This window comes from Anaeromyxobacter sp. Fw109-5, from assembly GCF_000017505.1.
Classification (GTDB): domain Bacteria; phylum Myxococcota; class Myxococcia; order Myxococcales; family Anaeromyxobacteraceae; genus Anaeromyxobacter.
This window is the reverse complement of sequence record NC_009675.1, coordinates 1,468,789-1,486,512: the sequence shown is the minus strand read 5'-3', so window position 1 is coordinate 1,486,512 and position 17,724 is coordinate 1,468,789. Positions and strand designations below refer to the sequence as shown.

Sequence of the window (17,724 nt, the reverse complement as noted above, 5' to 3'; positions counted from 1 at the left end):
GGGCTCAGCGCTTCCGCGTCCAGAAGTCCTCGCTCGACAGCGCGCGGCGGGCCGTCTCCACGTCGAGGAGCTGGACCCGGACGCCGATCCTCGCCTGCGCCTCGAGGTGGAGCCCGCGGCTGCCGAGCCGGAGCGCCGGCCCCGCCGTCAGGCCGAAGCCGTCGCGCCGCGCGCTGCCGGACACCGCGGCGCGGGCCACCTCGAGCGGCTCCAGCCCGTCCGGAGAGGCCGTGAACGCCGCGCGCTGGACGGAGCAGCGCGTCCCGCCCGCGCGATCGAGCTCGCAGCGGAGCGTGGCGCGCCGCGCGCCCAGGCTCGCCGTGGCGACGCCGTCGGGGAGCGACACCTGGGCGCCGACGCGCCCCCCGCGAACGGCGGCCTCGAGGCCGACCGTCGCCTCGAGCCTCACGGCGAGGGGCTCTGGCCGCCGCTCCAGGCGTGCCCGGTGCCGCTCGACCTCGCGCAGGGCGTCCGCGAGCTCGTGCCGGAAGTCGCCGTGGACGGCGGCGAGATCCTGGTTCTCGGCAGTCGTCGCGCCGGGTTCCCACGGCTGTAGCTCTCGGATGGGATCGATGACGCGGGGGTGCGCCGCGAGCGCGTCGAGGGTCCGGCACGTCCTGGCCGATGCCACCCACTCGCCGAGGAACCGCTTGAAATCCTCGAGGTCCAGGCGGCGGTGAGCGACGTTCGCGCGATGCGCGAGGACGCGCTGCTCGGGGGTCCGTCCATGCAGGGAGTAGGACGGCCGGAAGCCGTTCCAGAGGAGGTCGCGCGCCCCCTGGGGCTCGCGTGGCGGCAGGGCTACGTGGGGTGTGGCGCTCGACTCGATCCGTGACATGCGTTGGCCTCGCTCTCCGACGGACGAGGCGTCGGATCGCGAGGCGCATGCCGCGCCGAAGCGGCCGAGATCGCAGGCCCGGCCGGCGCCCCGGAGCCTCCCGCGCGGCCCGCGGGGGACGACGCACGGCCCTCGACCCCTAGTCCACGACGGCGACGGCGTCGATCTCGACGCGGGCACCGCGGGGCAGCGCGGCGACCCCGACCGTGGCGCGCGCCGGCGGCTCGCCGGGGAAGTACCTTCCGTACACCGCGTTCACGCGGGCGAAGTCGCCGAGGTCGGCGAGGAAGATGGTCGTGCGCACCACGTGCTCGAACCCGGCTCCGCCGGCGGCGAGCACGGCGCGAAGGTTCTCCATGACCCGGGCCGTCTGCGCCTCGACGTCGCCCGGGACGAGCTCGCCCGTGGCGGGATCGAGCGGGATCTGGCCGGAGAGGAACAGCGTGCGCGCTCCGCGCGCCTCGACCGCCTGGCTGTAGGGGCCGATCGCCTGGGGCGCGGCCGGGGTGGAGAGGATCCGCTTCATGACCTCCACGGTAACGGCCCGGGGGCGACGATTCAACGGACGGCGCGAGCCCTCATCAGACGCGCTCGACGGACTGGACGCCCTCGATCCGCTCGAGGTTGCGGATGACCGAGTTGAGCTGCTTCAGGTCTCCGACCGTCACCTCGAAGTCGTTCACGGCGCGCTCGCCGGGCGTCGTGCGGCAGCTCGCCTGAGAGATGTTGAGCCCGGCCTCGCTGAAGATCTGCGAGATCTTCGCGAGGATGCCGGGGCGATCGCTCGTGATGACCCGGATCGAGATCTGGCGCTTGAAGTCGCCCTTCACGTCCCACGCGACGTCGACGCGCCGCTCCGGCACGATCTCCATGACCTTGTCGCAGGCCAGCGTGTGGACGGTCACGCCTCGCCCCCGGGTGATGAAGCCGACGATCGAGTCGCCCGGCACCGGGTTGCAGCAGCGCCCGAAGCGCACGAGCACGTCGTCGATGCCGTTGATGCGCACGCCGCCCGCCGGGCGGCGCGCCACCTTGCGGAAGATCTCGGTGAGCCGCGAGGTCGGCGACGGCTCGGTGGGCGCGGTCTCGGCCAGCTTGTCGGCGGGGACCAGCTGCCGGATCACCTCCGCCGGCGCGACCTTGCCGTAGCCGATGGCGGCGAGGAGGTCGTCCGCCGCCCGGTAGCCCAGGGACTGCGCCGCCTTCTCGAGCTCGCCGCCCTTCTGCACCTTCCCGAGCGCCACGCCGAAGCGCCGGAACTCGCGCTCCGCCACGTCGCGCCCGATCTCGAGGGAGCGGCGGTGCTCCGCCTGCCGGATGAACTGCCGGATGCGGGCCTGCGCCCGGCTCGTCTTGACGAAGCTGAGCCAGTCCTTCGAGGGGTGCGCGTTCGGCGAGGTGAGGATCTCGACCGTGTCGCCGTTCTTGAGCTTGTAGCGGAGCGGTACGAGCTTGCCGTTCACCTTCGCGCCGACGGTGTGCTCGCCCACCTCGGAGTGGATGGTGTACGCGAAGTCCACGGGCGTGGCGCCGCGGGGCAGGCTCTTCACCGCGCCCTTCGGCGTGAAGACGAAGACCTCGTCGGAGAAGAGGTCGACCTTGACCGTCTCCAGGAACTCGCGCGGATCGGCGAGCTCGCGCTGCCACTCGACGAGCTGCCGCAGCCAGCCGAAGCTCTCCGCGTCCTTCTTCGAGAGCTCGGCGCCCTTCCCGTCCCGCCCCTTCTCCTTGTACGCCCAGTGGGCGGCGACGCCCTCCTCGGCGATCCGGTGCATCTCCTTGGTGCGGATCTGCACCTCGATGCGCTCGCCGCGCGGCCCGACCACGGTCGTGTGGAGGGACTGGTACAGGTTCGGCTTCGGGATCGCGATGTAGTCCTTGAAGCGGCCCGGCACCGGCTTCCACAGCGAGTGGATGATGCCGAGCGACTCGTAGCACTCGGCCACCGAGTCGACGATCACGCGGAAGCCGATGACGTCCTGGATCTGATCGAAGTCCACGTCGAGCTGCCGCATCTTCCGCCAGATCGAGTAGACGTGCTTCACGCGCCCCGAGACCTGCGCGTTGATGCCGGCGCCGGTGAGGCGGGTGCGGATGAGGTCGACCACCTCCTCGACGAACTCGCCCTTCTCCTTCTGCTCCGCCTCGACGCGCGTCGACAGCTCGACGTAGTCCTGCGGCCGCAGGTACTTGAACGAGAGATCCTCGAGCTCGCTCTTCAGCCACTGGATCCCGAGCCGGTTCGCGAGCGGGGCGTAGATGTCGAGCGTCTCGCGCGCGATCCGCTCCTGCGACTCCGGCTTCATGTGGTCCAGGGTCCGCATGTTGTGCGTGCGATCGGCGAGCTTCACGAGCAGGACGCGGATGTCCTTCGCCATCGCCACGACCATCTTGCGGAAGTTCTCGGCCTGCTTCTCCTCCTGGGTGTTCGCGGCGCTGAACTGGGAGAGCTTGGTGACGCCGTCGACCAGCTCCGCGATCTCGGGCCCGAACAGCTCCGCGATCTCCTCCTTCGTCGCGAGGGTGTCCTCGATGGTGTCGTGGAGGAGCCCCGTGACGACCGAAGCCTCGTCGAGCTTGAGCTCGGCCAGGAGGCCCGCGACCTCGAGCGGATGGATGAGGTACGGCTCGCCCGACTTCCGGATCTGCCCCTGGTGGACCTTGGCGGAGTAGACGTACGCCTTCTTGATCAGGTCCAGGTCGGGACCCGGATGGTAGCCGGCGACCCGGTCCAGGATGTCGTTGAGGCGCAGCAAGCCGGTCGTGCGAGCGTATCGGTTCGTGCCCCGGTGCGGCAAGTCCGGGCAGCTCGGTTACCCTCCGTCCTCTCTCCGTAACGCGGCGCGGCAGGCGGCGCCACGGCCGAGCGGAACGACGGTTGAGCGCGCACGCCGGCGCGGGTAACGTGCGCCGCGACATCGCGCGGCGCGCGCCGAGGGGGCGCTCGTGCCGCCGTCCGCCGGAGCCGTTCGGCGGGAGGAGAACGGATGGCCGTCGTCTTCGTCACCATCACGCCGCTCGGCACCGGGACGCCGAGCGTCTCGCGCTACGTCGCGGGCGTGGAGCGGATCCTCCGCGGCACGAAGCTCACCCACCAGCTCACCGCGATGGGCACCATCATCGAGGGCGACCTCGACGAGATCCTCGCGGTCGTGCGGCGGATGCACGAGCACCCATTCACGGAAGGTGCAGTGCGCGTGTCCACGCTCGTGAAGATCGACGACCGCCGCGATCGCGAGCACACGATCGCGGGCAAGATGCGCTCGGTGGAGGAGAAGCTCCGCTAGCCGCGCGGGGAGCGGGCGGGGGCGAGCCTGCGCGGAGCCCCTCCGCGAAGGTGAGCGCGTCGCGGGCGCCCTGGTTCAGGGAGCACCGCGCGCGGGAGCCCGTCCGGCGGCCGCCGCGTTCTCCGCCTCGATCCGCGCCTGCTCGGCGCGGTGCTCACCCACGGCCCGGCGCGCGAGGAGGACGATGGTGCCGCCCCCGAGGAGGGCGACGGCCATCGCCGCCACGAAGAGCCAGAACGCGCGGCGCCGGCGAGGGGCCGAGGTTGCGGAGGCGGGCATGCGGGCGATCCTACCGCGGCGCGGACGCGGGCGGCGGACGTCGCGCAGGGGGCCGGAAACGCGTGCGGCCGGGCGCTCGGCCCGGCCGCGAGGTGCAGCGCGAGGCGCCTCGGGAGCTAGCCGAAGGACTTCTCCTTCTGCTCCTGCTCCTCCTTGCAGCGGATGCAGAGCGTCGTCACCGGCCGCGCCTCGAGACGCTTCACCGAGATCTCCTCCTCGCAGCGCTCGCAGATCCCGAACGTGCCGTTCTCGATGCGGGCGAGCGCCTTGTCGATCTTCGCGAGGAGGAACTTCTCGCGGTCGCGCAGGCGGAAGATCATCGACTGCGTGTACTCGCTGGACGCGAGATCGATCTCGTCGGGGAGATCGTCGGTGTCGAAGCTCGCCTCCTCCGTGAGCGTCTTCTTCGCGGAGAGCAGCAGCTGCCGCTTCGACTCCTCGAGCATCGTCTTGAACTTCTTGAGATCCTTCTTGTTCAAGCGACCACCTCGCTCGCGCGCCCCCCGGGGCGGGCACCGAAAAAGAGCGGAGAAACTAGTCTGCGTGCCGTGGGCTGTCAAGGCGGCCACCGGCGCGTCGCGGACCGCTGAGCGCGGCGGCGACGGGCGCTCTGCGCGGTCGCGCGCGGCTCCCCCGCTGCGCCGCCGCCGGCGGGAAGCTTCAGCGGGAAGCTTTACTCGTGTGTGCCTACGGCACATGCTCTCGGACCATGGCCGACGGGAAGTTCGACCGCGAGTTCCTGCGCGGCGCGCTCGCGCTGACGGCGCGCTCCGAGGTGGACCGGCTGCTGCTCGTCTCGGACCACCCGATGTCGCCGAACGAGATCCGGGGGCGGCCGATCAAGCGCAAGCTCGTCTACGCCGTGACGAGCGAGGGGCTCGCCAACCAGCTCAGGGCCCGCAAGTACACCGCCGTCGTCATCCCGCCCTACGATTACACGCGGATCGAGAAGATCAAGGTCGCCGTGGTCGCCGCGCAGTCCGCGGGGCTCGTGCGCGACGGCGACACGATCCTGGCCCTGTCCGGTCCCGGCCAGGATCGGGTGGTGGACACGCTCGTCAAGGTGGAGATCGGCTCCGAGGATCCCGAGGAGAAGATCCGGGTCGACACGCTGGGGTTGCCGCCCGGGTTCTCGTCGCAGGTGGTGGAGAGCCTCATCCATACGGCGATGGAGATCGGGGCCGAGGGGTACGAGGGCCACCCGGTGGGCACCATCCTCGTCATCGGCGACTCCACCGCCGTGATGGAGAAGAGCCGGCAGCTCATCCTGAACCCGTTCCAGGGGATCAGCGAAGCGGAGCGGAACGCGCTCGACCCTCCCATCCGCGAGGCCATCAAGACCTTCTCCGCGCTGGACGGCGCCTTCATCATCCGGGAGGACGGGGTCGTGCTCGCCGCCGGCCGCTACCTCCTCACGATGTCGCGCGACGTGAAGCTGCCGATGGGGCTGGGGGCGCGGCACAGCGCCGCGGCGTCGATCTCCGCCGAGTCGAAGTGCGTCGCGGTGACGGTGTCGCAGACCACCGGCACCGTCCGCGTCTTCCGGGAAGGCGAGATCGCGCTGGAGCTGCGCCAGAAGCTCCGTCGCGTGTGAGCGGGGACGCCGTGCACGACCGCCGCCTCGCCGCCGCCGCGCTGTGCCTGGTGGCGGCGACGACGCTCGCGCACGTGGGGTACGCCGGGCTCCTCGCCCTCGCTCCGCAGGAGGCGTACTACTGGGAGTGGGCGCGCCGGCTCGACCTCTCCTACTTCGATCACCCGCCCCTCGCCGCCTGGACCATCGCCCTCACCACCCGCGCGCTGGACGACTCGGAGCGCTCGATCCGGCTCGCGGCGGCGCTGCACTCCGCGATCTTCTGCGTCTTCTACTGGCTCGCGGCGCGGCGCCTGTTCGGGGCGCGGGCGGCGCTCGTCGCGCTGGGGGCAGGCCTCGCCGTCCCGCTGTTCTCGCTGGGCCAGGTGATCGTCACCCCCGACGGGCCGCTCCTCTCCGGCTGGGCGATGGCGCTGTACTTCACGGTTCGTGCGCTCGACGAGGAGCGGCCCCGCTGGCTGCTCGCGGCGGGCGCCGCCACCGGCTGGGCGCTGCTGGGCAAGTACACGGCGGTCCTGCTGCTCCCCCAGATCCTGCTCGTGCTCCTCCTCGACCCCCGCGGCCGGCGCATGCTCCGCACGCCCTGGCCGTGGGCCGGGGCGGCGCTGGCGCTCGCAGCCTTCTCCCCGGTGATCGCCTGGAACCTCCGGCACGATCTGGCGAGCTTCGCCTTCCAGACCGAGGGGCGCGTCTCGCACCTGTCGCTGCGCCCCGTGCGCGTCGCGCGCTTCCTGGGGCTGCAGGCCCTCCTCGTCACGCCCCTCGTGCTGCTGCTCGCGCTCGAGGGCGTGGCGCGGGCGATCCAGCGGCGCGCCGACCCGGCCTTCCGCGTCTGCGCCATCTTCTCCGTGCCGCTGCTGCTGGTGGCGGCCGCGGCGTCGCCGTTCCTCTGGGTGAAGGGCAACTGGCTCGCGCCCGTCTACCCCACGGCGGTCGCCGCCGCGACGGCGCTGGCGCTCACGGGGGGACGCTGGCGGCGCCGGATCGGGCTCGCCGGCGTCGGCCTCGCGCTGCTCGGGACCCTGTACGCGCACCTCGTCCCGCTCGTGCCCGCCGTTCCCTTCACCGCGCGCGAGGAGGGCTCCGCCGGCTGGCGCGCGCTCGCGGCGAGGGTCGAGAGCGAGCGCGCCTCGCTCGGGCCCGAGGCGTTCGTGGCGGGGTGCAACTACAAGGTCTCGGCCGAGCTCGCGTACTACCTCCCCGGGCGGCCGCGGACCTGGTCGGCGGAGATCGCGGGGGACCCGGGGTTGCAGTACCGGCTGTGGTTCGTGCCCGCCGAGCTCCAGGGACGCGAGGGGATCCTCGTGCTGGACCCGCGGGAGAAGCACACGTGCGAGCGCCGGGAGGAGGCCTGCCGCCCGCTCACGCCGCTGCCGCCCCTGGAGGTGAAGCGCGGCGACGACACGGTCACGACGTTCCAGCTCTGGCGCTGCCGCTACGCGGGCGAGCCGACCGCGCTCGCGCACGCGACCCCCTCGCCGCGGTGAGGCAGGCGCCGCCGAGCGCGCAGGCGGCGCAGCGGCGCGCGTCCCGCCGCGCCGGGCAGGCCCCGCTCATCCCGAGGTGACAGAGGGCGAAGTCGTAGCGGACCGGGTCGGCGGGATCGACCCGCCGCAGGGAGGCGGTGATCTCCTCGGCCGTCCGCCAGCTCGCGTCGGGCCGCCGGGTGAGGCCCAGCGCGCGCGCCACCCGGTGAACGTGCGTGTCGAGCGGCACGACGAGCGCGGAGGGAGGGACCTCACGCCACAGGCCCAGATCGACGCCGTCGGGACCCCGCACCATCCAGCGCAGGTACAGGTTCCAGCGCTTCGACGCGCCCGGTCCGGCCGCGTCGGGCAGCAGGTGGAGCAGGCCGCGTGCTCCGCGGCCGGCGAGCAGCGGCGCGACGGCGGGCGCGGCGCGGAGCTCGGAGGCGAAGCGCGCGAGCGCGGTCCGCAGCGCGCCGTCGCCGCCCCCCGCCTCGCGGAGCAGGGCCGCGAACCGGGCGCCGAGCGAGCCGTGGCGAGCGCGGACCTCGCCGATGGCCGCCGCGAGGGCGGCGAGATCGGGCGGACGGTTGAAGCGGTAGGTCGCGCCGGAGAAGAAGGCGGCGTCCGGGGCGCGCGCGAAGTCCCTCGCGAACGCCGCCGGGGAGGGCCCCATCGCGGAGAGCACCCGCTCGACCACCGGCTTGAACACGTCGGCCCGCCCGTAGGCGAGGCTCGCGGCGACGAGCGCCGCCACCTCCGCGTCGCCCGGATCCGGGTAGCGGCGCGGGAGCTCGACCGGATCCGCCGCGATCCGGGCGGTGCGATCGAGCGCGGCGTCGAGCGCGTCGAGCAGCGGCCGGAGCGCCGCGGCGCGCTCGGGGGAGAGGAGGTGCGGCCGGCGGCGCATGCCAGTCGGACTTAGCGCGGACCGCCCGTCCCCGCCGGGCAACGGGTGTCAGAGCCCCCTGCTATTCCGTTCAGGTCGACCACGGAGGTGCGGGATGCAGCAGCGGATGAGGAGCTGGCTCGGCGAGCGGGACTGCGGAAGGAACCGGCGGATCGGCGAGCTACGGATCGAGGTGCGCGCTGCGCGGGACGGCTCGCTCGAGCCGGGCGCCCGGCGGCGCGCGGAGCGCCGCGTTCAGCTCATGGCCGCGCTGCTCGATCGCGGCGGCAGCACCCTCGACGCCGGGTGATTCAGGCCGCGGAGGAGGCGGCGGGGACCGCGGGCTCCACGGCGAGCCTCAGCGCAGCGGAGAGCTGCGCGATGCGGAAGGGCTTGGGCAGGAACGTGAGCGCGCCGGCGGCCAGCAGCTCGCGCTCGCTGCCGGGGCGCCCCGACAGTCCGATGACCGCGATCGAGCGCACGCGGGGATCGAGGGAGCCGCGCATGAGCCGGACGAGCTCCGCGCCCGTCATGTCCGGCATCCACTGATCCACGATCGCGACGTCGGGCGGGGAGGCCAGCACCTGGAGGAGCGCCGCGGGCCCCGAGTCGGCCTGCAACGCCTCGAAGCCCATCGCGCGAAGCGTCTGCACGAGGATCTTTCGAACGGGTTCCGCGTCGTCGACCACCAGGATCCGCACCGGTGTCTGCATGACGGCGATGCTAGCAGCAGGTGTGAGCATGTGCGAGAAATCGGCACACTTGCCGATATCACCCCACCTGCTCCGTTGCCTCGCGCCTACCGCCCCGGCTTCGGCTGGCGAGCTCGCCAAGCGGCGAGGGCGCACGAGGACGTGCCGCCGGCCTGGGCTCCGCCCCTGGGCGCGGGCGCGGCGGGCGGCCGCGAGCGCGAGGAGCGGGAGCGGGAGCGGGAGCGGGAGCGGGAGCGGGAGCGAGGGCTGCACGAAGCGCCTGCGGGTCACGGGCACCTCTCTCCCCTCCGGTGATCACGCCGGCCGCGGCGAGTCCTTGCGGAGCTCGCGGATCACGTGGCCGAGCTCGGGCCCGATGAGCTTCTCCCAGGCGAGCCGCACCGCCGCGCCGGAGCCGGGCACCGAGAAGACGGCGCGCCCGCCCCACACCCCGGCCACCGCGCGCGACAGCATCGCGGCCGAGCCGATCTCGCCGTACGAGAGCATCCGGAACAGCTCGCCGAACCCGTCGAGCCGCTTGTCGAGCAGGCCCGCCACGGCCTCGTAGGTTCGGTCGCGTGCGGCGATGCCGGTCCCGCCGTTCACGATCACCGCGTCCGCGCCCGCGCGCACCGCCTCGTCGAGCGCCGCCCGGATGAGGGCGGGCTCGTCCTTCACCAAGCGGTATCCGGCGAGGGCGTGGCCCGACGCGGCGACGACCGTCTTCAGATACGCGCCGCTCTCGTCCTCGGCCTCGCCGCGTGTGTCGGACGCGGTCACGACGAAGACCCTCACCGTCCTCGGGGCCTCTCTCCTGTGGTCCTCGTGTCCCATGTTCCTCGCCGTCCTGATCGCCACCGCCTCGCGTGAGAGGCGGGGCTCGAGAGTTTCGTGCCCGGCGCCCGGCGCGCCCCTAGCGGAGCTGCACGTCGCCGCGCGCCGCCTCCATCCGCCGCTCCACCGCCGCCGCGTCCGGCGCTTCCGGCGCGCGCCGCAGGTACTCCGCCCAGGCGGCGATCGCGGCGGCGCGATCACCCTCCCGCGCGCGCGCGTCGCCCAGCGCGCGGTGGGCGAGGGCGACGCCCGGGTCCACCGCGATGGCGCGCTCCGCATAGTCGATCGCGTCGCGAGGCTCGCCGGCCTCCGCGAGCCAGGTCGCGGCGATCGCGAGCCCCGCCGCGTCGTCGTAGTCGATCGCGCCCGCCGCGTCGAAGCCGCTCGGCCGGAGCGCCGTCGCGATTCGCGCGCCGTCCAGGCTCTCGGCCGGGAGGACCCGCTCCTCCGGCTCGAAGCCGTCGGCCGAGACGCGCAGCACGTGCTCCTCCTCCGCCGCGGGGGCGGCGATCGCGCCGTCGCCCGGCGCGAGGGGGCGCCCGTCCAGCTCCACCCGCGCCGTCCGCGGCAGCACCTCGACGAGCACCTCCCGCGGCGGCTGCGCGGCGGCGCGGCCGTGCGCGCCACGGCAGCCACCCACCGTGACGGCGAGCGCAGCGACGAGGACGGTGACGACGCGGGGAGGCGGCATGGCGGGGTCGCCCTCTATATATAGCGGCCGATGCTCGACAAGTTTGCCGTCGCGCGGGCGCTGCGCGAGCTCGGGACGTTCCTCGAGCTGGAGGGTGAGAACCCGTTCAAGGTACGGGCGTACGAGAACGGGGCGCGGGCCGTCGAGGCGGTCGAGGACCTCGCCGCCCGGGTCGAGTCGGGGCGCCTCACCGAGGTGCCCGGCATCGGCGAGGCGCTCGCGAAGAAGATCGCCGAGCTGCACCGCACCGGCACGCTCGCGCTGCTCGACCGCCTGCGCGCGAAGCACCCGCCCGGCATCCTCGAGCTGCTCCAGGTGCCGGATCTCGGCCCGCGGAAGATCGCGGCCCTTCACGCGGCGCTCGGGGTGGGGACCGTCTCCGAGCTCGAGGCCGCCTGCCGCGCGGGGCGCGTCCGCGGCGTGAAGGGCTTCGGCGCCAAGACCGAGGAGCGGATCCTGGACGGCCTGCGTCGCATGCGCGAGCGCGCCACCGAGCGGCGCGTGCTGCTCGCGGACGCCCTCGCCGTGGGCGAAGGGATCGTGGCGCACCTGCGCGGCGAGCCGGCCGCGCTCGACGTCGCCGTAGCGGGGTCGACCCGGCGCGGGAAGGAGACCGTCGCGGATCTCGACGTCGTCGCCGCCTCCCGCGACCCTGGCGCGCTCTCCGTGCGCCTCGTCGGCCATCCCCTCGTGGCGCGCACGCTCGCGAGGGGCGGCACCAAGACCAGCGTCGAGCTCGCCTCCGGCCTGCAGGTGGACCTCCGCGTGGTGCCGCCCGAGGACTTCCCCACCCTGCTCCACCACTTCACCGGCTCGAAGGCCCACCACGTGAAGCTGCGTGGGCTCGCGCGGGAGCGCGGGTTCACGCTGAGCGAGTGGGGCCTGCACCGGCTGCCGGCCGGCGTGCGGGACGCGGGGAGCGAGGAGATCGCCCCCGATCCCGCCGCGAAGGTCCCGATCGAGAGCGAGGCCGCGCTGTACTCCGCCCTGGGGCTGCCGTTCATCCCGCCGGAGCTGCGGGAGGACACGGGCGAGCTCGAGGCGGCGCGCGCGGGCACCCTGCCGGAGGACCTGGTCCGGCTCGAGGACGTGCGCGGCCTCGTGCACTGCCACACGAACTGGTCGGACGGGCGCGCGTCGCTCGAGGAGATGGCGCGCGCCGCCGAGGCGCTCGGGGTGGAGTACCTGACCGTCACCGACCACTCGGTCACCGCCTCCTACGCGGGCGGGCTCGACGTGGAGCGGCTCCGGCGGCAGTGGGACGAGATCGCGCGCGTCCAGGAGAAGGTGAACGTGCGGCTTCTGCGCGGCACCGAGTCGGACATCCTGGAGGACGGCGCGCTCGACTTCCCGGATCGCGTGCTCGAGCAGCTGGACGTGGTCGTCGCGAGCGTCCATTCGCGCATGAAGATGGACGAGGACGCGATGACGCGGCGGCTGGTGCGCTGCATGTCGTTGCCGGTGTTCAAGATCTGGGGCCACGCGCTGGGGCGCCTCCTGCTGGACCGGCCGTCGTTCGCCTGCCGCGTGGAGGAGGTCCTCGACGCGCTCGCCGCCTCGCGCGGCGCGGTGGAGGTGAACGGGGATCCCCGCCGCCTGGAGCTCGAGCCGCGCTGGCTTCGGGCGGCGACCTCGCGCGGCATCGGCGTGGTCCTCTCGGTGGACGCGCACTCGGTGCGAGATCTCGGCTACCTGCGCAACGCCGTGACCGTGGCGCGGCGCGGCTGGGTGCGCCGGCGGCAGGTGCTGAACACCCTCGGCGCCGAGGAGTTCCGGCGCGCGGTGCGCCCGGTCGGGTGAGCGCGGACGGCAGCCGCGACCTCGAGCTCGACCGCCGGATCTCCTGAGGCCGGCCACCCTGAGCGCTTCGCTCCGCGGCCTCCGGCCGCTACGCTCAGGACAGGCTGCGCGACGCGGCGGCAGCCACGGCGCGACGTCGAAGGACCGCGACGGCGACCCCGACCGCGACCTTTCGATCCTACACATCTTGCCGGGGCGGTCGGCCCCGTGATCTACGGGTGGGGTGACTCGCCACGACATTGGACGGGCTGATTTTCTGCGCGACGAGCTCCGCGCCGCGGACTTCAATGACGAACGGCTGACGAGGCGCCTTTCGGCGATTGCGACCTCGCTGGCGGCGGACCCATCGAGCAGCTTTCCCGAGGCGGCGGCGGACGACGCGGCGCTCGAGGGCACCTACCGCTTCTTCAACAATCCGAAGGTCACGCCCGAGCGGTGCCTCGGGCCGCACGTCCGCCGCACCATCGAACGCGCTGCCGTTCTCCGGCGGGTTTTCGTCGTCCACGACACGAGCCAGTTCAACTTCGGCCTGTTCCCCCGGAAGGGCCTCGGCCGCGTGGGCCGTGGCCGGAGCTACGGATTCTTCGGCCACTTCGCGCTGGCCGTCGCCGCCGACGGCAGTCGCCTGCCGCTCGGCGTCCTCGGTCTCCACACCCTCTCGCGCACCGAGAAGGCGAAGCGGCTCAAGCACGGGAAGAACCAGGAAAATCCGGACAACTCGTCCCTTCGATGGAGGGCGCTGTTCGACGAGACGAATGCCGCGCTCGCAGGAAAGGCGTCCGCGGTGCATGTCATGGATCGCGAGGGCGACAACTACGCCCTGTTCTCGCACATGGTTGCCGCCGAGGCGCGCTTCGTGGTTCGGCTGGCGACGGATCGACGGCTTCCACGTCCGCCGAATCAAGACACCGACGGTGAACACACCACCGTGACGTCCGCGATGCGAGACGCCCCGGTTCTTGCGGAGAGAGAGGTGCCACTCGCGACCCGTCGGCGGCAGCAGATGCCGTCAACCCGCAAGCGCCATCCGGCTCGTATCAGCCGCGTCGCGAAGCTCCAGGTCAGCGCCGGGCAGGTCACCATCCCGCGCCCCGTCACGTCCAACCGCAGTCCCCATGCGCAGCTCACCTTGAATCTCGTTCACGTGGCGGAGGTGGACACTCCGCCGAACAGTGAACCCGTCGAGTGGTGGCTCTGGACGAACGAGAGTGTAGCGACAACCGACGACGTGCTGGCAGTGGTCGACACGTACCGTGCTCGTTGGGTGATCGAGGAGTTCTTCAAGTCGCTCAAGACCGGTTGCAGCATCGAGAAGCGTCAACTCGAGTCCGGCGCTGCGCTCCTGAATGCGCTGGCAGTCCTCGCCTCGGTTGCCTGGCGACTGCTGGCGTTGCGAACGCTGGCGCGAGATGCAAGCGACGCCCCTGCCGCGACGGCGCTCACTTCCGTCCAAGTGAAATGCCTGCGGTTCGCCTACAAGAAGCGACGGAAACGGGAGCTCCCCGAGTCGCTCACCGTGCGAGAGGCGATGCTCGCCGTCGCCGCCTTGGGCGGACACCTCGTCTCGAACGGCGACCCGGGCTGGCAGGTGCTCGGGCGAGGTTTCGAGAAGCTGCTCAGCATCGAGGAGGGCTACTTCCTCGCCCTCGAAACGGCGCGCGGCGAGATGTGATCAATAGTCAGACCGCGACCCCGACCGCGACCCCGACCGCGACCCCGACCGCGACCCCGACCGCGACCCCGACCGCGACCCCGACCGCGACCCCGACCGCGACCCCGACCGCGACCCCGACCGCGACCCCGACCGCGACCCCGACCGCGACCGCGACCTTGTCATTCGTCACATCGGCTCGCGCTGGACTCGGGACGAGGTGCCGACCGCGCGCCCGCGGTGGGCACGCACGAGGCAGCAGTACGAGCGAGGGAAAGCGGCCTACGAGGGCCGGAGGGGCGGCGTCGCCGCGCGTCCGCCGCGTCGCCGGAAGGCGCTGCGGTCGGCTTTGCTCCCGTTCCGCCGACCGCGGTCACGTTGCCCACAAGCCCTGCTGAATGGCAGCTGGCGCGGTGCCGGCATGCCCCGTCCGCTCGGAGACGCTCTCACGCCGGAAGCGGTCCATGTGCTCGCGCCCGTAGGTCTGTTCGGCGTGCAACAGGTTGTGCGACCTGCAGGCGACCCGGAGATTCTCGAGCGTCGAGAGACCCCCCAGAGCGAGCGGCTGGATGTGGTCGAGCTCCAGCTGCCAGCGGCTGTCGCAGCGCCGCCCGTCCGGAGCGACCCAGGCGCAGCGTCCACCGTCGCGCTTCCAGACCTCGCGCCGCACTGCCGCCGGGATCGTGCTCGTGGGCGCGGCGGGCTCGGCAGAGGGCCGTGGGTCCCGGTCCGCCTTCCGCTGACGCTGCAGCTGCGGCGCGACCGCGCCCTTGCGCTTGCCGTGCGTCTCGATGGCGCAGCGGATGGCCTCGCGGAGCACCGCCGCGAGATCGCCGTCCGGGAACTTGTGCGAGAGCAGCGCGGTGAGCGTCTCGAGGTCCTCCTTGCAGGACGCGTCGATGGTGACCCGCAGCGACCAGCCGCTCTCGCTCACCGCACGGGTCTCCGCCCGCGCCTTCGGGCGAGGCGGGTCGAGTGGGGCGGAAACCGTGGCCGGCGACCCACCAGCAGCCGCCGGCGGCGCGGGGATCGCCTCCTGCGGCTCGGCAGGTCCGTCATCCACTGCCGCCAGCGGCAGCGCCAGGGCGCTCGCGGCTGAGGCGCGGTCGGGCAGCTTGCGCAGGCCCGCCCGCTGAGCGGTGCGCGCCTGGAGCGAGGCGACGAGGTGATCCACCTCCGCCTTGGTGCGGTACGCGGCCCGGGCGACGAGGTCGGGCAGGTTCTCCTCGGTCAGCACCTGGCCGAGCAGCTGGACGGTGGACAAGCAAAGGCGGCCATTGCGCAGGGCGTCCTCGAGGCTGGGGAACCGGCGCAGCACCCGCATCGCCTGGATTCGTCGCCCGGCCGCGCCCTCGCGCAGGTGGAGCACCTCCAGGCAATACGCCCAGAGCGAGGGATGCCGGCCTCCACGTAGGCGCGGCGGCGATCGAACTCCTCGAGGTGGAGGAGGAACTCGACCTGGACGTCGCGCTCCTCGCCGGCGAGCTCGCGCAGGCGCTGGGCGAGCAGGGTCGAGTCGAGGGCGGAAGGGGCGATCGCGGGCATGGTGCACCTCCTGTGCACCCTTCGTAACACGCGATTTCCGCACCCCCCGAGACGCACCAGGATCGCGCCTGCGCCGTTTTCCGGCCCCGCCCCTTCGCCGTCCACGCGGCGCGCCGGACGCGCACGGCGCGGCCTGCCTGCGCTCGCGAGGTACGTGCTCTCGACGTACCGCGGACGTCGAAGCGCGTTTCGCCTCGAACCTCGTCAAGAGGGCAACGTTCACCCACCGCAACTGGGACTCGAGTGGCCCGCAAGCGCTGTCGCTGGAGATAGCAGGTACTATTAGTGAATGCCGCTAGACGGTTGCGCGACCTTCCTCGGACCTGCTCCGCCCGCTCCCCAGTCCTCGCGTCGACGGCGACGAAGACCCGCCCGTGCGATGCGCGAGGCGCGCCGAGAACTGAGCGCTTCTCCCCTCGATGCCCGAGCCCCGTCTGCGTACGGGCGACGGCACACGACCTGCCCGAATGCGCGTGCTGTCGCCGTGGGATGTGACGAATGAAGAGACCGCGACCCCGACCTTTCGATCCTACACACCCGACCCCGACCGCGCCCGCGACCCCGACCGCGACCCCGACCCCGACCGCGACCGCGCCCGCGCCCGCTACCCCGACCCCGACCCCGCGACCCCGACCCCGACCGCGACCGCGACCCCGCCCGCGACCCCGCGCTACCTCCCGGCCCGCGACCTTTCGAGCGCCGACCGGCGGCTTGTGCCGCGGCCTGCCCGCGTCTAGTCTCGTCGGGCCTTGGCCAACGTCCTCAAGTCGAAGCGCGTCCAGGTGCTCGGCGTCCTCATGCTCGCCTCGGGCATGCCGCTCGGGTTCGTCTTCAACACGTTCCAGATCTTCCTCCGGAGCGCCGGCGTCGACCTGAAGACCATCGGCATCCTCTCGGCCGTGTCGCTCCCCTGGAGCCTCAAGTTCCTGTGGGCGCCGCTCGTGGACCGCTACGCGCTGCCGCGGCCGGATCGCCGCCGCAGCTGGATCGTCGTGGCCCAGATCGCGCTCGCCCTCGGCTTCTTCGCCTTCGCGGCCTACGCGGGCTTCGCCCTGGAGCGCGATGCGGCCACCGGCCGGATGGCGCTCGCCGCGAGCGCCGCGGCGACGCTCGGCGCCATCGCGCTCTTCATCACCCTCGCCTCGGCGACCCAGGACATCGCGCTGGACGCGTACTCGGTCGAGGTGCTCGAGCCGGAGGAGCAGGGCCCGGCGAGCGGCCTGCGGGTCATGTGGTACCGCATCGGGATGCTGATCGCGGGGGCGCTCGCGATCTTCTCGGCGCAGTGGCTGCCCTGGCCGGCCGTGTTCGCCCTGCTGGGCGTCCTGTTCCTCGCGTCGATCGGCCTGACGCTGTGGGCCGATCCCCCCGCGCGGCCGGCCTCGGCGCCGCGCTCGCTCGCGGCCGCGGTCGTCGAGCCGTTCCGGACCTACTTCGGCCGTCCGCAGGCCCTCACGGTGGCCGCCTTCCTCGTGCTCTACAAGTTCGGCGACAACGCCGCGGGCACGATGGTGAACCCGTTCCTGAAGGACATGTGCTTCTCGAACGCCGAGATCGGGCTCGCCGTGAAGGTGATCGGCACGGCCGCCACGATCGCCGGCACGGGGGTCGGCGCCGCGCTCATGTCGCGCCTCGGCCTCGGGCGGGCGCTGTGGGTGTTCGGCGTCGCGCAGGCCGGCGCGATCGGCTTCTACGCGCTCGCCGCCGCCGCTCGCGCGGCGCCGCTCGACGTGGCGCTCTGCGCCACCCTCGAGCCCATCTCGGCGCTCGCCCGCGGCTGGACCTACGTGGGCATCGCCGCCGAGTACGCCTCCCAGGGCATGGGCACGGCCGCGCTGCTCGCGCTCATCCTGCGCGTCTGCGACAAGCGCTACAGCGCCACGCAGTACGCGCTCCTCTCCAGCCTCTTCGGCTTCGGCCGGACGCTCTCCGGGATCCCCAGCGGCTTCCTCGCCGAGCGGCTGGGGTACTCGCTGTTCTTCGTCTCCTGCATCGCGCTGGCGATCCCCGGCTTCCTGGTGCTCCAGCGCCTCGCGCCGCTCCACCAGCGCGACGTGCTCGCGTCGCAGCCCGCGGGCGGCACGCCGGCCTGACCCGTACGCGGCAGGGAGCGCACCGCACACCTCCCCGCCCCGCCACACAGGCACCGCCGCCCGCT

17 protein-coding genes and 1 pseudogene are annotated in these 17,724 nt (G+C 73.0%); 7 read left to right on the top strand and 11 right to left on the bottom strand.

Going from position 1 to position 17,724, the window contains the following annotated elements:
• Positions 1-4: 4 nt before the first annotated feature.
• From ANAE109_RS06700 to ANAE109_RS06690, 3 genes are all read right to left on the bottom strand, one after another.
• Entirely contained in the window at positions 5-838 is an 834-nt protein-coding gene (locus ANAE109_RS06700; RefSeq protein ID WP_011985627.1) for a hypothetical protein, read from the bottom strand.
• Positions 839-977: 139 nt separating this feature from the next.
• Positions 978-1,364, bottom strand: a complete 387-nt coding sequence (locus ANAE109_RS06695; protein ID WP_011985626.1) for a RidA family protein — start codon at positions 1,362-1,364, stop codon at positions 978-980.
• Between the two features lie 55 nt (positions 1,365-1,419).
• Positions 1,420-3,594, bottom strand: coding sequence for a bifunctional (p)ppGpp synthetase/guanosine-3',5'-bis(diphosphate) 3'-pyrophosphohydrolase (locus ANAE109_RS06690; RefSeq protein ID WP_041448168.1), 2,175 nt, complete (start codon positions 3,592-3,594; stop codon positions 1,420-1,422).
• A gap of 231 nt (positions 3,595-3,825) precedes the next feature.
• Here ANAE109_RS06690 and ANAE109_RS06685 point away from each other — a divergent pair, with 231 nt between their 5' ends.
• Positions 3,826-4,125, top strand: coding sequence for an MTH1187 family thiamine-binding protein (locus tag ANAE109_RS06685; RefSeq protein ID WP_011985624.1), 300 nt, complete (start codon positions 3,826-3,828; stop codon positions 4,123-4,125).
• Between the two features lie 75 nt (positions 4,126-4,200).
• Here the strand turns inward: ANAE109_RS06685 and ANAE109_RS06680 are convergent, their stop codons facing one another.
• Together ANAE109_RS06680 and ANAE109_RS06675 are read right to left on the bottom strand one after the other, a co-directional pair.
• Complete coding sequence (locus ANAE109_RS06680) at positions 4,201-4,404, bottom strand: hypothetical protein (protein WP_041448167.1); 204 nt, start codon at positions 4,402-4,404, stop codon at positions 4,201-4,203.
• Between the two features lie 116 nt (positions 4,405-4,520).
• Positions 4,521-4,883, bottom strand: a complete 363-nt coding sequence (locus ANAE109_RS06675; RefSeq protein WP_011985623.1) for a TraR/DksA C4-type zinc finger protein — start codon at positions 4,881-4,883, stop codon at positions 4,521-4,523.
• A 230-nt stretch (positions 4,884-5,113) separates the two neighbouring features.
• On the opposite strand from ANAE109_RS06675, the gene ANAE109_RS06670 reads away from it, so the two are divergent.
• Positions 5,114-5,998: a diadenylate cyclase gene (locus ANAE109_RS06670; RefSeq protein ID WP_011985622.1), complete on the top strand. Its 885-nt coding sequence runs from the start codon at positions 5,114-5,116 to the stop codon at positions 5,996-5,998.
• An 11-nt stretch (positions 5,999-6,009) separates the two neighbouring features.
• A complete protein-coding gene (locus ANAE109_RS06665; protein ID WP_234945257.1) occupies positions 6,010-7,485 on the top strand; it encodes a glycosyltransferase family 39 protein in 1,476 nt (491 codons plus the stop codon).
• Here ANAE109_RS06665 and ANAE109_RS06660 read toward each other — a convergent pair.
• Positions 7,406-8,374 (bottom strand): TIGR02757 family protein, encoded by a 969-nt coding sequence (locus tag ANAE109_RS06660; protein ID WP_041448166.1) that lies wholly within the window; start codon positions 8,372-8,374, stop codon positions 7,406-7,408. The two genes, ANAE109_RS06665 and ANAE109_RS06660, sit on opposite strands and share 80 nt — an antisense overlap.
• A 94-nt stretch (positions 8,375-8,468) precedes the next feature.
• On the opposite strand from ANAE109_RS06660, the gene ANAE109_RS06655 reads away from it, so the two are divergent.
• On the top strand, positions 8,469-8,663 hold the full coding sequence (locus ANAE109_RS06655; RefSeq protein WP_041448165.1) for a hypothetical protein: 195 nt from the start codon (positions 8,469-8,471) through the stop codon (positions 8,661-8,663).
• Between the two features lies 1 nt (position 8,664).
• Here the strand turns inward: ANAE109_RS06655 and ANAE109_RS24770 are convergent, their stop codons facing one another.
• The 3 genes from ANAE109_RS24770 to ANAE109_RS06640 form a co-directional block, all read right to left on the bottom strand.
• Positions 8,665-9,066 carry a two-component system response regulator gene (locus ANAE109_RS24770; protein WP_158305872.1) on the bottom strand — a complete coding sequence of 134 codons (402 nt, stop codon included), beginning with the start codon at positions 9,064-9,066 and terminating at the stop codon, positions 8,665-8,667.
• A 294-nt stretch (positions 9,067-9,360) separates the two neighbouring features.
• Complete coding sequence (locus tag ANAE109_RS06645) at positions 9,361-9,879, bottom strand: molybdenum cofactor biosynthesis protein B (protein WP_011985618.1); 519 nt, start codon at positions 9,877-9,879, stop codon at positions 9,361-9,363.
• 79 nt (positions 9,880-9,958) lie between these two features.
• The gene (locus ANAE109_RS06640) at positions 9,959-10,570 is read right to left on the bottom strand and encodes a tetratricopeptide repeat protein (protein WP_011985617.1); all 612 of its coding nucleotides are present in this window, start codon (positions 10,568-10,570) and stop codon (positions 9,959-9,961) included.
• Positions 10,571-10,600: 30 nt separating this feature from the next.
• Here ANAE109_RS06640 and polX point away from each other — a divergent pair, with 30 nt between their 5' ends.
• Positions 10,601-12,370, top strand: a complete 1,770-nt coding sequence (polX, locus tag ANAE109_RS06635) for a DNA polymerase/3'-5' exonuclease PolX (protein WP_011985616.1) — start codon at positions 10,601-10,603, stop codon at positions 12,368-12,370.
• A 223-nt stretch (positions 12,371-12,593) separates the two neighbouring features.
• Positions 12,594-14,042, top strand: a complete 1,449-nt coding sequence (locus tag ANAE109_RS06630; RefSeq protein ID WP_011985615.1) for an IS4 family transposase — start codon at positions 12,594-12,596, stop codon at positions 14,040-14,042.
• A gap of 7 nt (positions 14,043-14,049) precedes the next feature.
• Here the strand turns inward: ANAE109_RS06630 and ANAE109_RS25485 are convergent, their stop codons facing one another.
• Together ANAE109_RS25485 and ANAE109_RS06625 are read right to left on the bottom strand one after the other, a co-directional pair.
• Positions 14,050-14,214, bottom strand: a complete 165-nt coding sequence (locus ANAE109_RS25485; RefSeq protein WP_200860887.1) for a hypothetical protein — start codon at positions 14,212-14,214, stop codon at positions 14,050-14,052.
• A 180-nt stretch (positions 14,215-14,394) separates the two neighbouring features.
• Positions 14,395-15,566, bottom strand: a pseudogene (locus tag ANAE109_RS06625) (HNH endonuclease).
• 749 nt (positions 15,567-16,315) lie between these two features.
• Here ANAE109_RS06625 and ANAE109_RS06610 point away from each other — a divergent pair.
• Entirely contained in the window at positions 16,316-17,659 is a 1,344-nt protein-coding gene (locus tag ANAE109_RS06610; protein ID WP_011985613.1) for an MFS transporter, read from the top strand.
• The last annotated feature ends 65 nt before the right edge of the window (positions 17,660-17,724 follow it).